The sequence below is a fragment of the Serratia sp. KG1D genome, from assembly GCF_037150675.1.
GTDB classification, from domain to species: Bacteria; Pseudomonadota; Gammaproteobacteria; order Enterobacterales; family Enterobacteriaceae; genus Serratia; species Serratia nematodiphila.
This window is the reverse complement of the sequence record NZ_JBAGIH010000001.1, coordinates 1,442,180-1,453,921: the sequence shown is the minus strand read 5'-3', so window position 1 is coordinate 1,453,921 and position 11,742 is coordinate 1,442,180. Positions and strand designations below refer to the sequence as shown.

Annotated in this window: 13 protein-coding genes; 8 read left to right on the top strand and 5 right to left on the bottom strand. The window is 60.9% G+C overall.

All coding sequences use genetic code 11. The annotated features are described in order from the left end of the window. The first annotated feature begins 5 nt into the window (after window positions 1-5). The 4 genes from rsxG (at window position 6) to dtpA (ending at window position 4,090) form a co-directional block, all read left to right on the top strand. Window positions 6-635, top strand: a complete 630-nt coding sequence (gene rsxG / locus WFM45_RS07240; RefSeq protein ID WP_004938412.1) for an electron transport complex subunit RsxG — start codon at window positions 6-8, stop codon at window positions 633-635. Beyond that, window positions 632-1,330 carry an electron transport complex subunit E gene (locus WFM45_RS07235; RefSeq protein WP_004938409.1) on the top strand — a complete coding sequence of 233 codons (699 nt, stop codon included), beginning with the start codon at window positions 632-634 and terminating at the stop codon, window positions 1,328-1,330. The genes rsxG and WFM45_RS07235 overlap by 4 nt, the downstream gene beginning before the upstream one ends. Beyond that, window positions 1,330-1,971, top strand: a complete 642-nt coding sequence (nth, locus tag WFM45_RS07230; RefSeq protein WP_004938407.1) for an endonuclease III — start codon at window positions 1,330-1,332, stop codon at window positions 1,969-1,971. The genes WFM45_RS07235 and nth overlap by 1 nt, the downstream gene beginning before the upstream one ends. A 604-nt stretch (window positions 1,972-2,575) precedes the next feature. Continuing rightward, the gene (dtpA, locus tag WFM45_RS07225) at window positions 2,576-4,090 is read left to right on the top strand and encodes a dipeptide/tripeptide permease DtpA (RefSeq protein WP_021505447.1); all 1,515 of its coding nucleotides are present in this window, start codon (window positions 2,576-2,578) and stop codon (window positions 4,088-4,090) included. A 75-nt stretch (window positions 4,091-4,165) separates the two neighbouring features. On the opposite strand, the gene WFM45_RS07220 is transcribed toward dtpA, so the two are convergent. Together WFM45_RS07220 and WFM45_RS07215 are read right to left on the bottom strand one after the other, a co-directional pair. After that, window positions 4,166-6,259, bottom strand: a complete 2,094-nt coding sequence (locus WFM45_RS07220) for a prolyl oligopeptidase family serine peptidase (RefSeq protein ID WP_336954977.1) — start codon at window positions 6,257-6,259, stop codon at window positions 4,166-4,168. Between the two features lie 194 nt (window positions 6,260-6,453). Then, complete coding sequence (locus tag WFM45_RS07215; protein WP_015377747.1) at window positions 6,454-7,017, bottom strand: helix-turn-helix domain-containing protein; 564 nt, start codon at window positions 7,015-7,017, stop codon at window positions 6,454-6,456. Between the two features lie 115 nt (window positions 7,018-7,132). On the opposite strand from WFM45_RS07215, the gene WFM45_RS07210 reads away from it, so the two are divergent. Continuing rightward, window positions 7,133-8,320 (top strand): benzoate/H(+) symporter BenE family transporter, encoded by a 1,188-nt coding sequence (locus tag WFM45_RS07210; protein ID WP_336954976.1) that lies wholly within the window; start codon window positions 7,133-7,135, stop codon window positions 8,318-8,320. 100 nt (window positions 8,321-8,420) lie between these two features. Continuing rightward, a complete protein-coding gene (locus tag WFM45_RS07205) occupies window positions 8,421-8,924 on the top strand; it encodes a cupin domain-containing protein (RefSeq protein ID WP_004938395.1) in 504 nt (167 codons plus the stop codon). On the opposite strand, the gene WFM45_RS07200 is transcribed toward WFM45_RS07205, so the two are convergent. Continuing rightward, window positions 8,889-9,734 (bottom strand): aminoglycoside phosphotransferase family protein, encoded by an 846-nt coding sequence (locus tag WFM45_RS07200; RefSeq protein ID WP_370456260.1) that lies wholly within the window; start codon window positions 9,732-9,734, stop codon window positions 8,889-8,891. The two genes, WFM45_RS07205 and WFM45_RS07200, sit on opposite strands and share 36 nt — an antisense overlap. Window positions 9,735-9,924: 190 nt before the next feature. Here WFM45_RS07200 and WFM45_RS07195 point away from each other — a divergent pair, with 190 nt between their 5' ends. Beyond that, entirely contained in the window at window positions 9,925-10,305 is a 381-nt protein-coding gene (locus WFM45_RS07195) for a RidA family protein (protein ID WP_028128181.1), read from the top strand. 7 nt (window positions 10,306-10,312) lie between these two features. On the opposite strand, the gene WFM45_RS07190 is transcribed toward WFM45_RS07195, so the two are convergent. Then, entirely contained in the window at window positions 10,313-10,693 is a 381-nt protein-coding gene (locus WFM45_RS07190; RefSeq protein ID WP_015377744.1) for a nuclear transport factor 2 family protein, read from the bottom strand. A gap of 276 nt (window positions 10,694-10,969) precedes the next feature. Between WFM45_RS07190 and WFM45_RS07185 the strand changes: the two genes are divergently transcribed. Then, window positions 10,970-11,239: a hypothetical protein gene (locus WFM45_RS07185; protein WP_004938382.1), complete on the top strand. Its 270-nt coding sequence runs from the start codon at window positions 10,970-10,972 to the stop codon at window positions 11,237-11,239. Here WFM45_RS07185 and WFM45_RS07180 read toward each other — a convergent pair. Further along, window positions 11,236-11,628, bottom strand: coding sequence for a nuclear transport factor 2 family protein (locus tag WFM45_RS07180; protein ID WP_004938379.1), 393 nt, complete (start codon window positions 11,626-11,628; stop codon window positions 11,236-11,238). The two genes, WFM45_RS07185 and WFM45_RS07180, sit on opposite strands and share 4 nt — an antisense overlap. Window positions 11,629-11,742 lie beyond the last annotated feature (114 nt).

Below are 11,742 nucleotides of genomic sequence, written 5' to 3'. Positions count from 1 at the left end.
CCGCCATGCTGAATTCCATGAGAAAGCACGGCACCACGCTGGCGGTGTTTGCGGCGGTCACCACCGGCCTGACCGCCGTGGTTTACGCCCTGACGAAAACCACCATCGCCCATCAGGCGGCGCTGCAGCAAAAAGCGCTGCTCGATCAGGTGGTGCCGCCGGAAAACTACGACAACATCATGCAGAACGAATGCCTGCTGGTCAGCGATCCGGCGCTGGGCGACGGCGCGCCGCATCGCTTGTACCTGGCGCGCAAAAACGGGCAGCCGACGGCTGCCGCGCTGGAAACCACCGCGCCGGACGGCTACTCCGGCGCCATCAAGCTGCTGGTCGGCGCCGATTTCAACGGCACGGTGCTCGGCACCCGGGTGATTGAACACCACGAAACGCCTGGGCTGGGTGACAAAATTGAACTGCGCATTTCCGACTGGATTTCCTTCTTCAGCGGCAAGAAAATCGAAGGCCCGGACGATAAGCGCTGGGCGGTGAAGAAAGACGGCGGCATGTTCGACCAATTCACCGGCGCGACCATCACCCCGCGGGCGGTGGTCAATGCGGTGCGCCGCACGGCGTTGTATATGGAAACGCTGCCGCCTAAACTTGAAAGCTTACCTGCGTGTGGAGCCGCCGAATGAGTGAAGCCAAAGAATTGATCGTTCAGGGGTTGTGGAAAAACAACTCCGCCCTGGTGCAGTTGCTGGGCATGTGTCCGTTGCTGGCGGTGACCTCCACCGTCACCAACGCGCTGGGCCTGGGGCTGGCCACCACGCTGGTGCTGACGCTGACCAACGCCTCCATCTCCGCGGTACGCCGCTGGGTGCCGAGCGAAGTGCGTATTCCGATCTACGTGATGATCATCGCCGCGGTGGTGAGCATCGTGCAGATGCTGATCAACGCCTATGCCTTCGGCCTGTATCAGTCGCTCGGCATCTTTATTCCATTGATCGTGACCAACTGCATCGTGGTCGGCCGCGCCGAAGCGGTGGCCGCCAAGAAGCCGGTCGGCCTCTCGGCGCTGGACGGCATGGCCATCGGCCTTGGCGCCACCGGCGTGATGGTGACGCTGGGCTCAATGCGCGAACTGTTGGGCAACGGTACGCTGTTCGACGGCGCCGACCAACTGCTGGGCGGCTGGGCCAAGTCGCTGCGCATCGAAGTGGTGCATTTCGACAGCCCATTCCTGCTGGCGATGCTGCCGCCGGGCGCCTTTATCGGCCTGGGGCTGCTGCTGGCGGTCAAATATCTGATCGACGAAAAAATGAAGGCGCGCAAAGCCCGCGCCGTGGCGGCGGAACCGCTGCTGGAACAAGGACGTGCTGAGAAGGCCTGATGAACAAGCAGAAGCGACTGGAAATTCTGACCCGGCTGCGCGACAACAACCCGCACCCGACCACCGAGCTGGTGTACACCACCCCGTTTGAACTGCTGATTGCCGTGCTGCTGTCTGCGCAGGCCACCGACGTGAGCGTCAACAAGGCGACCGCCAGACTTTACCCGGTCGCCAACACCCCCGCCGCCATGCTGGCGCTGGGGGTTGATGGCGTCAAGGAGTACATCAAGACCATCGGCCTGTTCAACAGTAAGGCCGAAAACGTGATCAAAACCTGCCGTATGCTGCTGGAGCTGCACGGCGGCGAAGTGCCGGAAGATCGCGCCGCGCTGGAAGCGCTGCCGGGCGTCGGCCGCAAGACCGCCAACGTGGTGCTCAATACCGCCTTCGGCTGGGCGACCATCGCCGTGGACACCCACATCTTCCGGGTGTGCAACCGCACCCACTTCGCGCCGGGCAAGAACGTCGATCAGGTGGAAGAGAAGCTGTTGAAGGTGGTGCCCGCCGAATTCAAGGTCGATTGCCACCACTGGCTGATCCTGCACGGGCGCTACACCTGCATCGCGCGCAAACCGCGCTGCGGCTCCTGCATCATCGAGGACCTATGCGAGTATAAAGAGAAGGTTTATCCAGAATCCTGAGTCTGACGGGTGCGGCAAACCGCACCCGTCGCCGCCACTCCCCCCGCCAGCGCCTCTTTTTTATCGGAAATGTGATATCGCGCAGCAGTAACCCCGGCGTTATCGCGGTTTTCAGTGAAAAACTCAGTGCCGCGTTATTTTCAAGCGAAAAATTAGTCAAAAATTGCGGTGAACGTCACGCTTTCAGGATCACAAGGCGTTCACAAATGCCAGCCCCGTTTTCCTAAATTTCTATAATTTTACAAAACGCTGCATATGCACAACATTCCAATGGATTAACAACCACACATACACTGATGCGCTAAAAAATAGCAATTCAGCAGAATATGTCCCTGTTTAAAATCCGTATAGCTTTTAATCAAAACAAAAAATCGGCAAACCATTAAAACCCGAAAGTTAATACTGCATAACATTTGCAACATCGCAGCATAATCCTGCGAGCGTTAAATGTAACCGAATATGACAAACTGCTTGCCACGTTGACAAAGATAGTGAACATTAACCGCCGTCCCCATCCTATAACAACGCAAAAGGATGCCGTTCCGCATCAACTTTTGTACTTTCCCGTCCTCCAAAGACGGGCTGCGAAAAAACAGAGGTACCAGTGTCAACAGCAAACAACCAACACCCGGAGAGCGTTAGCCTTAACGCGTTCAAACAACCGAAAGCGTTCTACCTGATCTTCTCGATCGAACTGTGGGAGCGTTTCGGCTATTACGGCCTGCAGGGCATCATGGCGGTTTATCTGGTCAAGATGCTCGGCATGAGCGAAGCCGATTCCATCACCCTGTTCTCTTCTTTCAGCGCCCTGGTATACGGCTTCGTCGCCATCGGCGGCTGGCTGGGCGACAAGGTGCTGGGCGCCAAACGCGTGATCGTGCTCGGCGCACTGGTGCTGGCCGCCGGTTACGCCATGGTGGCCTACTCCGGCCACGACATCTTCTGGGTTTACATGGGCATGGCGACCATCGCCGTGGGCAGCGGCCTGTTCAAGGCTAATCCGTCCTCCCTGTTGTCCACCTGCTATGAGAAAGATGACCCGCGCATCGACGGCGCTTTCACCATGTACTACATGTCGGTGAACATCGGTTCCTTCTTCTCCATGCTGGCCACCCCGTGGCTGGCGGCGAAATATGGCTGGAGCGTGGCGTTCTCCCTGAGCGTGGTCGGCATGCTGATCACCCTGGTCAACTTTATGATGTGCCACAAGTGGGTGAAGGAAAACGGCTCCAGACCTGACTTCAAGCCGCTGCATCTGCCGAAGCTGCTGATGGTGCTGGTCGGCATCGTGGCGTTGATCGCCGTGTCCAGCTGGCTGCTGCACAACCAGGTGATCGCGCGCTGGGCGTTGGCCCTCGTTTCCGCCGGTATCGTTCTGGTGTTCGCCAAGGAAACCTTCGCCCTGCACGGCGCCGCACGCCGCAAGATGATCGTCGCCTTCCTGCTGATGCTGGAAGCGGTGGTGTTCTTCGTGCTGTACAGCCAGATGCCAACCTCGCTGAACTTCTTCGCCATCCATAACGTGGAACACAGCATCTTCGGCGTCGCCTTCGAGCCGGAGCAGTATCAGGCGCTGAACCCGTTCTGGATCATGCTCGCCAGCCCGATTCTGGCCGCGCTGTATAACAAAATGGGCGATCGCCTGCCGATGCCGCACAAGTTCGCTTTCGGCATGATCCTCTGCTCCTGCGCCTTCCTGGTGCTGCCATGGGGCGCCAGCTTCGCCAACGAACAGGGCATCGTGTCGGTCAACTGGCTGATCCTGAGCTACGCGCTGCAGAGCATCGGCGAGCTGATGATTTCCGGCCTGGGTCTGGCGATGGTGGCACAGCTGGTGCCACAGCGTCTGATGGGCTTCATCATGGGCTCCTGGTTCCTGACTACCGCCGCCGCCGCGCTGATCGCCGGTAAGGTTGCCGGTCTGACCGCCGTGCCAAGCGACATCAACGACGCGCACGCTTCGCTGGCCATCTACAGCCATGTGTTTATGCAGATCGGCATCGTCACCGCCGTCATCGCTATCCTGATGATGCTGACCGCGCCGAAGCTGTACCGCATGACGCTGGACACCACCGAAGACGCCAATCGGCAAGCGCAGGAAGCCACTGCGGCTCGCTGACCGCCGACGGATTGAGCGTAAATAAAAACACCGGGGTTAACGCCCCGGTGTTTTTTTATGCCGCAAGAAAAAGGCTTACGCTGACTTGGGTTTGCCGCTCAGGTTGGCCCACATGAATTCGCTTACCAGTGCGCTGTGGAACGCCGCCTGCTGCTTGTCGGCGGCGGCGCTGTGCCCGCCTTCGGTATTTTCATAGAAATAGGCCTGCTGATACCCCATCGCCTGCATGCGCGCCGCCATTTTGCGGGCGTGGGCCGGGTTGACCCGATCGTCGCTGGTCGCGGTATAGAACAGCACCGGCGGGTAGGCCGTCTGCGCCTGAATGTTGTGGTATGGCGAGAAGGTCTTGATGTAGGCCCACTCCTCCGGCTTGCTCGGATCGCCGTATTCGGCGATCCACGACGCGCCGGCGGAAAGCTGGGTATAGCGCTGCATGTCCAGCAGCGGCACTTCGCAGACGATGCAGCCGAACAGCTGCGGATACAGCGTCAGCATATTGCCCACCAGCAGGCCGCCGTTGCTGCCGCCACGTGCGCCGAGATGCGGCGCCGAGGTCACCTTGCGTGCGATGAGATCTTCGGCCACGGCGGCGAAATCCTCATAAGCGAGATGGCGGTTCTGCTTGAGCGCCGCCTGATGCCAGGCCGGGCCGTATTCGCCGCCGCCGCGGATGTTGGCCACCACGTACACCCCGCCGCGCTCCAGCCAGGCCGGCGCCTTGCCGCCGAGATAGCCCGGCAACAGCGGCACTTCAAATCCGCCGTAGCCATACAGCAGCGTCGGCGTGCTGCCGTCCAGCTTGAGATCTTTGGCGGCGATCTGGAAATACGGCACGCGGGTGCCGTCCTTGGAGCGCGCGAAATGCTGGCTGACCTGATAGCCGGCGGCGTCAAAGTCCTGCGGCGCCTGTTTCAACAGCGTCGCCTCACCGCCGTCGAGATTGCCCATATACAGCGAGGTCGGCTGCAGGAACCCGCTGACGGTCAGGAAATAGGCGTTGCTCTCTTCGTCGATGCCGCCGGCGGAAAGGGTGCTGATGGCGCCGGGGTTGCCCAGCGGACGACGCTGCCAGCTGCCGCCCTGCGGCGTCAGCACCTCCAGCCGGTTGACCACGTTATCCATGATGCTGAGGATCAGATGATCGCGGGTGCCGCTGTAGCCGCTCAGCGCCTGCTCCGCCGTCGGGGTAAACAGCAGCTGCAGCTCGCGCTTGCCCGCCAGATAGTCATCGAAGTTGGCCGCCAGCAGCGCGCCGGACGGATAACGCTTGCCGCCCACTTCCCAGTCGCTGCTCGGTTTGATCAGCAGCCATTCCCGATGCGTGTCCAGCTCGGCGTCGGCCGGGATGTCGATTTTTTTCTGCCGACCATCCTGAGCCAGCAAGAAATAGTCACGGCGATAGAAGTCCAGGCTGCGGCCGACGAAATCGCGCTCAAAGCCCGGCGTGCGGTCGTGATAGGCGAAGACCGCCATGTCCTCGGGCTGCGCTTCGTACAGCGTTTCGGCGGCGCTCAGCGGCGTACCGCGCCGCCAGCGTTTGGCGATGCGCGCGTAGCCGGACTGGGTCATCGAGCCGGGGCCGAAATCGGTGGCGATGAACAGCGTGTCCCGATCGACCCAGGAAACCCGGCTTTTCGCCACCGGCACGTTGAAACCGTCTTTGACGAAACGTTTGGCAACCAGATCGAATTCGCGGATTTCGGTGGCGTCACCGCCGTCCGGCGACAGCTGCATCAGGCAATAACGGTATTCCGGCGCCAGCGGTTGCGAGCCCTGATAAACCCAATCCTTGCCCTCGGCTTTGCCCAACGCATCGATATCCAGCACCGTCTCCCAGGCCGGTTTGGCCTTGCGGTACTCGTCCAGCGTGGTGCGCCGCAGCAGGCCTCGCGGGTTGGCCTGATCCTGCCAGAAGTTGTAATAGTACTCGCCGCGTTTGCTCACCCACGGGATCTGGGTGTCTTTATTGAGGATATCCAGGACTTCGCGCTCAATGCGCTGAAAGTCTTCGCCCTGACCGAAACGTGCCACGGTGCGCTGATTTTCCTGCTGCACCCATTGCAGCGCTTTTTTACCCTGCAGCTCTTCCAGCCACAGGAATTCATCGCCGGCGGCCGCGCCGCCCTCCGCCGCCATCGCCAGGCGGATACTGTTGGGTAATGAAGTCATCGCGAATACGGCTCCTGCGGTTTGCGCACTGAGTTTAATGAACTGACGTCGATTGGTGACCGGCAAAATCAAGCTCCTTTTGAGTCGGCTGCAACGCCGCCCCGTCATGGGCGACAGCCTGTGAAATAAGAGTCATTTTCAACAAGGTAGGCGTTTGGCGGCGCGGAGTCAAAGCCCATGGCCGCCGCGTTGAATCAGGATTGAGGATAGTGGATCAGATCGTGGATGCGCACCGTTTGCGAACCGGCGTTGCGGTAAGCGTGCGGCCGATCGGCCTGAAAGCGCATCGCCTCGCCGGCCGCCAGGCTGTGCCAAGCGCCGTCTATCGCCAATTCTAATCGGCCGCTGATCACGATCACATGCTCGATCACGCCCGGCTCATGCGGCGACGATTCGCTGAGCGCACCCGGCGCGAGATCGATGACGAACATATCGAAACCCAGCTGGCGATCGTAGGGAAACAGCGGCACCACGCGCATGTCGGCGTTGTCCTGATCGTATACCGGCAGATCGCCATAGCGGTGCAGCGTCGCCTGCTGCTGGGCGGGTGAGGCCTCAAGAAAGGCGGAAAACGCCACGTTGAAACCGGTGGCGATCTTCCACAGCGTCGCCACCGTCGGGCTGGACTCGCCGCGTTCAATCTGCCCGAGCATCGCCTTGCTGACGCCGGTGTATTCCGCCGCCTGCGTCAGGCTCCAGCCGCGCTGTGCGCGCAGCGTGCGAAGGGTGTGCGCCAAATGGCCGGCCAGTTCCTGCATCCTGTTCTCCTCTGCGTATCGTGCCCGATTATACCCGCTTGTGCGCTATAGCGCACGGTGCTATGCTGATTTCTTGCCGTACGTTATAACGCACAACCACCGATTGGAGCTGCTCATGCGCCCTGCCGTCACCCTGCGTCATCTGACCCTGCCCGCCATCATGGCCGGCTTTGTCGCCGTTCTGGTCGGTTACACCAGCTCTGCCGCCATCATTTTCCAGGCCGCCGCCGCCGCGGGCGCTACGCCGGCGCAGATCGGCGGCTGGCTGAGCACGCTTGGGATCGCAATGGGCGTCACTTCCCTCGGGCTGTCGCTTTACTATCGCACCCCGATCCTCACCGCCTGGTCGACGCCCGGCGCGGCGCTGCTGGTCACCAGCCTGCCCGGCACGCCGATCAACGAGGCGATCGGGGTGTTTATCTTCGCATCGGGACTGATCCTGCTGTGCGGCGTCACCGGGCTGTTCGCTCGCCTGATGGATTATATTCCGCAGGCGATTTCCGCCGCGATGCTGGCGGGGATCCTGCTGCGTTTCGGGCTGGACGCCTTCGCTTCGCTGCAGCTCAATTTCCTCCTCAGCGCCGGTATGGGGCTGACCTATCTGCTCAGCCGCCGTTACCTGCCGCGCTACGCCATCGTATTGACGCTGGCGATTGGGCTGGCGATCGCCGCGCTGCAGGGCGATATCCAGCTGACGCAGCAGACGCCGGCGTTCGCCGTGCCGGAATTTATCGCGCCGCATTTCAGCTGGCCGACGCTGATCGGCATCGGCGTGCCTTTCTTCGTGGTGACCATGGCTTCACAGAACGCTCCCGGGATCGCTACGCTGCAGGCGGCGGGTTACCGTGTCCCCACCTCACCGCTGATCGCCTGGACGGCGCTGACCGCGCTGCTGCTGGCGCCATTCGGTGGTTTCTCGGTGTGCATCGCCGCCATTACCGCCGCCATTTGCATGGGGCCGGACGTGCATCCCGATCCGCATCGGCGCTATATGGGCGCGGTGGCCGCCGGCGGCTTTTACCTGCTGGCCGGGTTGTTCGGCGGCGCCATCGGCCTGCTGTTCAGCGCGTTGCCGGTCGCCTTGATCCACACCATCGCCGGGCTGGCGTTGCTCGGCACCATCGGCGGCAGCCTGCAACGCGCGCTGCATGATGAAAAACAGCGCGACGCGGCGCTGATCGCCTTCCTCATCACCGCCTCCGGCGTCACGCTGCTCGGCATCGGTTCGGCATTCTGGGGCATTGTCGGCGGCGCCATCGCTCATCTGCTGCTGTCGCTGCCGCGGCGAACCTCCGAGGCGTAACGGGCGGTCTACATTGACAAGCGACGCCGTGGCGCCTTCACTTTCTCTGTCGTTTGACTGTCAATTCACCTAATAAGTGACGCCGTCACCAAGGAAGCTTATGACTGAGAAAGCCGCGCTGTTGGCTCAGCGCCTGATACGCAATGTCGAACAGGTAGAGATGAAACATGACCGGCGGCCGCCGTTGTATGACAGCGTCGGCGCCCGTCTCGGCACCGGCACCGCCGCCGACAAGCTGGGCGCCTCTTTCGATTGTGTGGCGCCGGGCATGCGTTCCTGCCCCTACCATTTTCACTACGCTCAGGAGGAAATGTTCATCATTCTGGAAGGCAGCGGTACGCTGCGGGTGGCAGGTGAAATGCTGCCGATCGTCAGCGGGGATGTCATTTTCATTCCGCCGGGCCCGGAATACCCGCACCAGATCATCAACACTTCCGATGCGCCGCTGAAGTACCTGTCCGTCAGCACGCGCGAACAGCCGGAGCTGGTGATGTACCCGGATTCCGGCAAATACCAGGCGATGGCGCGCAGCGCAGACGGCGAGCAGGTGCGCTACCTGCAGCGCCCTTCAACCTCGCTCGATTACTGGCAGGATGAACCCTGAATCGCCGTCCGGCAACGGGATATCCAACGCGCGCGCCGCCAGTTCGGCCACGCGAAAGTCAATGTCAGCCGCCTGCCCGTCTTCCATGAACCAGGCGGCGGAGAGCCCCGACCAGGCCAGGATCCATTGCAGCAAGCGCCGGCGATCCAACCCGGCCAACCGGCACACCTGTTCCACGCGGCGCTGGAAAATGGCCGGATCGGTGGCGATACCGTAGTTGGGATTGCAGAAGATATTGGCGTAATCGAAGCCCCGTTCACCGTACAAACGCTTGGGGTCGATCGCCAGCCAGCCGCGTTCGCCGAAGTCGAGCACATTGTCATGGTGGATATCGCCGTGCAGCACGCTTTCTTCTCGCGGGCTGCTGAGCAATTCCGCCGCCGTTGTGGCGCTGAGGCGCAGCATGCCGCCGTGCGCCTGCGCCGCCGGCCACAGCGAGCTGAACCACTCCTGCAGCGGGATCAATTCGGGCAGCGGTGCCTCTCGCGGCGCATGCAAGGCGGCGATCGCCCGGCACAGGATCTGCGTGGCCTGCTCATCGTCGCCATCACGCACCAGCTGCGCCAACGAACCTTCGCCCTGCGCGCGCTCCAGCAGAATGCCGTCGTCGTGCCACGCCAGCACCAGCGCGGCGCCTTCCCCGCGCCACCAGCACATCAGCCGGCCACCGAAGCGCTCCTCCTGCTCGCGGGCGATCTTCAGCATGGCGGCCTCGCCCCGGTAACGCACCGGCATCAGCAGACTGCTGTGGGTTTCGAAGGCTTTGCCATCCTGTTCCAGTTGCCAGCGTTGCAGGTAGGGAGTAAAAATCGGGTTCATCGTCTCATGCGTCCTTGTGGCCGAGCTGCGCCGCACTGTCACATTCGGGTGAAGACGACGTATAAAATAAAGAGGGATGATACTCTCAAATATCATCGGTGCGCGGCGCCTGGCCGCCGTTTCTTCAGTATCCTAACCAAGTTTGTCGATTTTATTAACCGGTCTTGCGCGGGGTTTGACCATGACATCATTAAAACGCACGAATTATCCGCAGTTGCCGACGCCGGGCGGCCCCTATGTGCATGCGGTGCGCCACGGCGATCGCTTATACGTTTCCGGATTGACGGCCTTCGCCACCGACGCTCAGGGGTTGAGCGCGCCGGAGCAAACGCAGGAGATCCTCGAACAGCTGGCCACCATTGCCGCCAGCGAAGGCGTCAACCTCAAGGCATTGATTAAAATCAGCGTGTTCCTGACCGACATCGCCGATCTGGCGGGCGTGCGCCCGGTGCTGTTTGACTATTTCGATGGCGCGCTGCCGGCCTGTTCACTGATGGCGGTCAGCGCGTTGTTCTCACCCGCGGTGTGTGTGGAAATAGAGGCGGTGATGGCGTTGCAGTAATGCGCGGCTAGAGCGCGCCCTCATCCGGCACGCAGGGGCCGATCTTGAACCAGGCTTTGGCGATCCGCCCCTGTTCCACTTCATAGATGGCGATGACATCCATTTTGCCGCGCCCCTGCGGGAAATTGCGCGTCACCACTTCCTGATCGACCACCATATTGCCTACCGCCATGCGTTTTATCCGTTCGCCATACAGACTCGGCTCCTGGAAACGCACCAGATGCCGTTCACGGATCGCCGCCTTGCCGCTGGCCAGCAGCGTGTCTGGATGCTCGTAATACTGGGCGTCGTCCGCCCAGCAGGCCATAAAGGCCTCGATGTCGCGGGCGTTATAGGCGTCAAGCTGTTGTTGAACCACATCCTGCGGGCGTGCCGTTTTATCGTTCATCACATCCTCCTGCCGAAGTTAACCGCCGCATGTGTCGAACCCATCACGTTAACCGCCCAGTGCTGCAGCTTGATGACACGGCGAATTATGAATAAAAACCCAAAAATAACGAATAAATAACCTATCACGCCCAATGAACAATTCAAGCGCCCACGCATAAATTTTCTGCGCCGCGCCAGGGGCGGTGAAAACCGCATGACGCCGCGCGTTAATCTTTGCGACGGTGAGGGAAATTCTGCTAATTTAGCGTGAACAGCCTGACGATAACGAAACGCTATGCAGCAAAAACCGGTGTTGGACGAAGCCAGACAGTTAAAACGACTCAACGCCGCCACGCGGCGCCAATCCCATATGTACAAATGGATCGCGCTGATTGCGGCGCTGGATGCGCTGTTGGTGTTTTGGTATGACCGGGATATGCGCAACGTCACCTTCTCGGGAGCGGTTGCGCTGGTGTGCGGCTATTTGTGGATCCGCGATCGCAACAAGGCCCGGGGTTACCGGCGCGAGTTTGACCGCAAATTCGGCAAGCGCAGCGGCGATTAAGGCTGCATCGCCTCCAGCACTTTAGCACTGTCGACGATCTGTACGAACTTCACGATTTTGCCGGCGCGCAGCGTATAAATATGCGCAAAAGAGGCGCTGAAGGATTTGCCGGTGGCTCGGTAGGTGCCGTGATAAAAACCCTGAGCGATCACGTTGTCGCCGGCGTCGTAAAAGTGATCGACGTCGGCGCGGTAACCTTGCCATTCGCTGCCCAGGCGCTGATGCACGTTCTTGATGATGTTCTCCGGGCCGATATAGGTACCGGCGTAAGGGAAACCGGCGGCTTCGGTCCACTCGGCATCGGGGGCCAGCGCCGCCAGCAGATTGCGGCCGTTTTCTTCGGAGCTGCCTTCATAGGTTGCGCGCACTATTTCAAGAGGGGTTGGCATGTCTCTTCTCCCATGGCTGATGAGGATATTCCGGCCATCCCCGCGGACACAGGCTCTCACCAAGCGGAGACGGCGGAATTCGGCTATTCTAGGTTGCTTGTTTCGCTGCAAAAA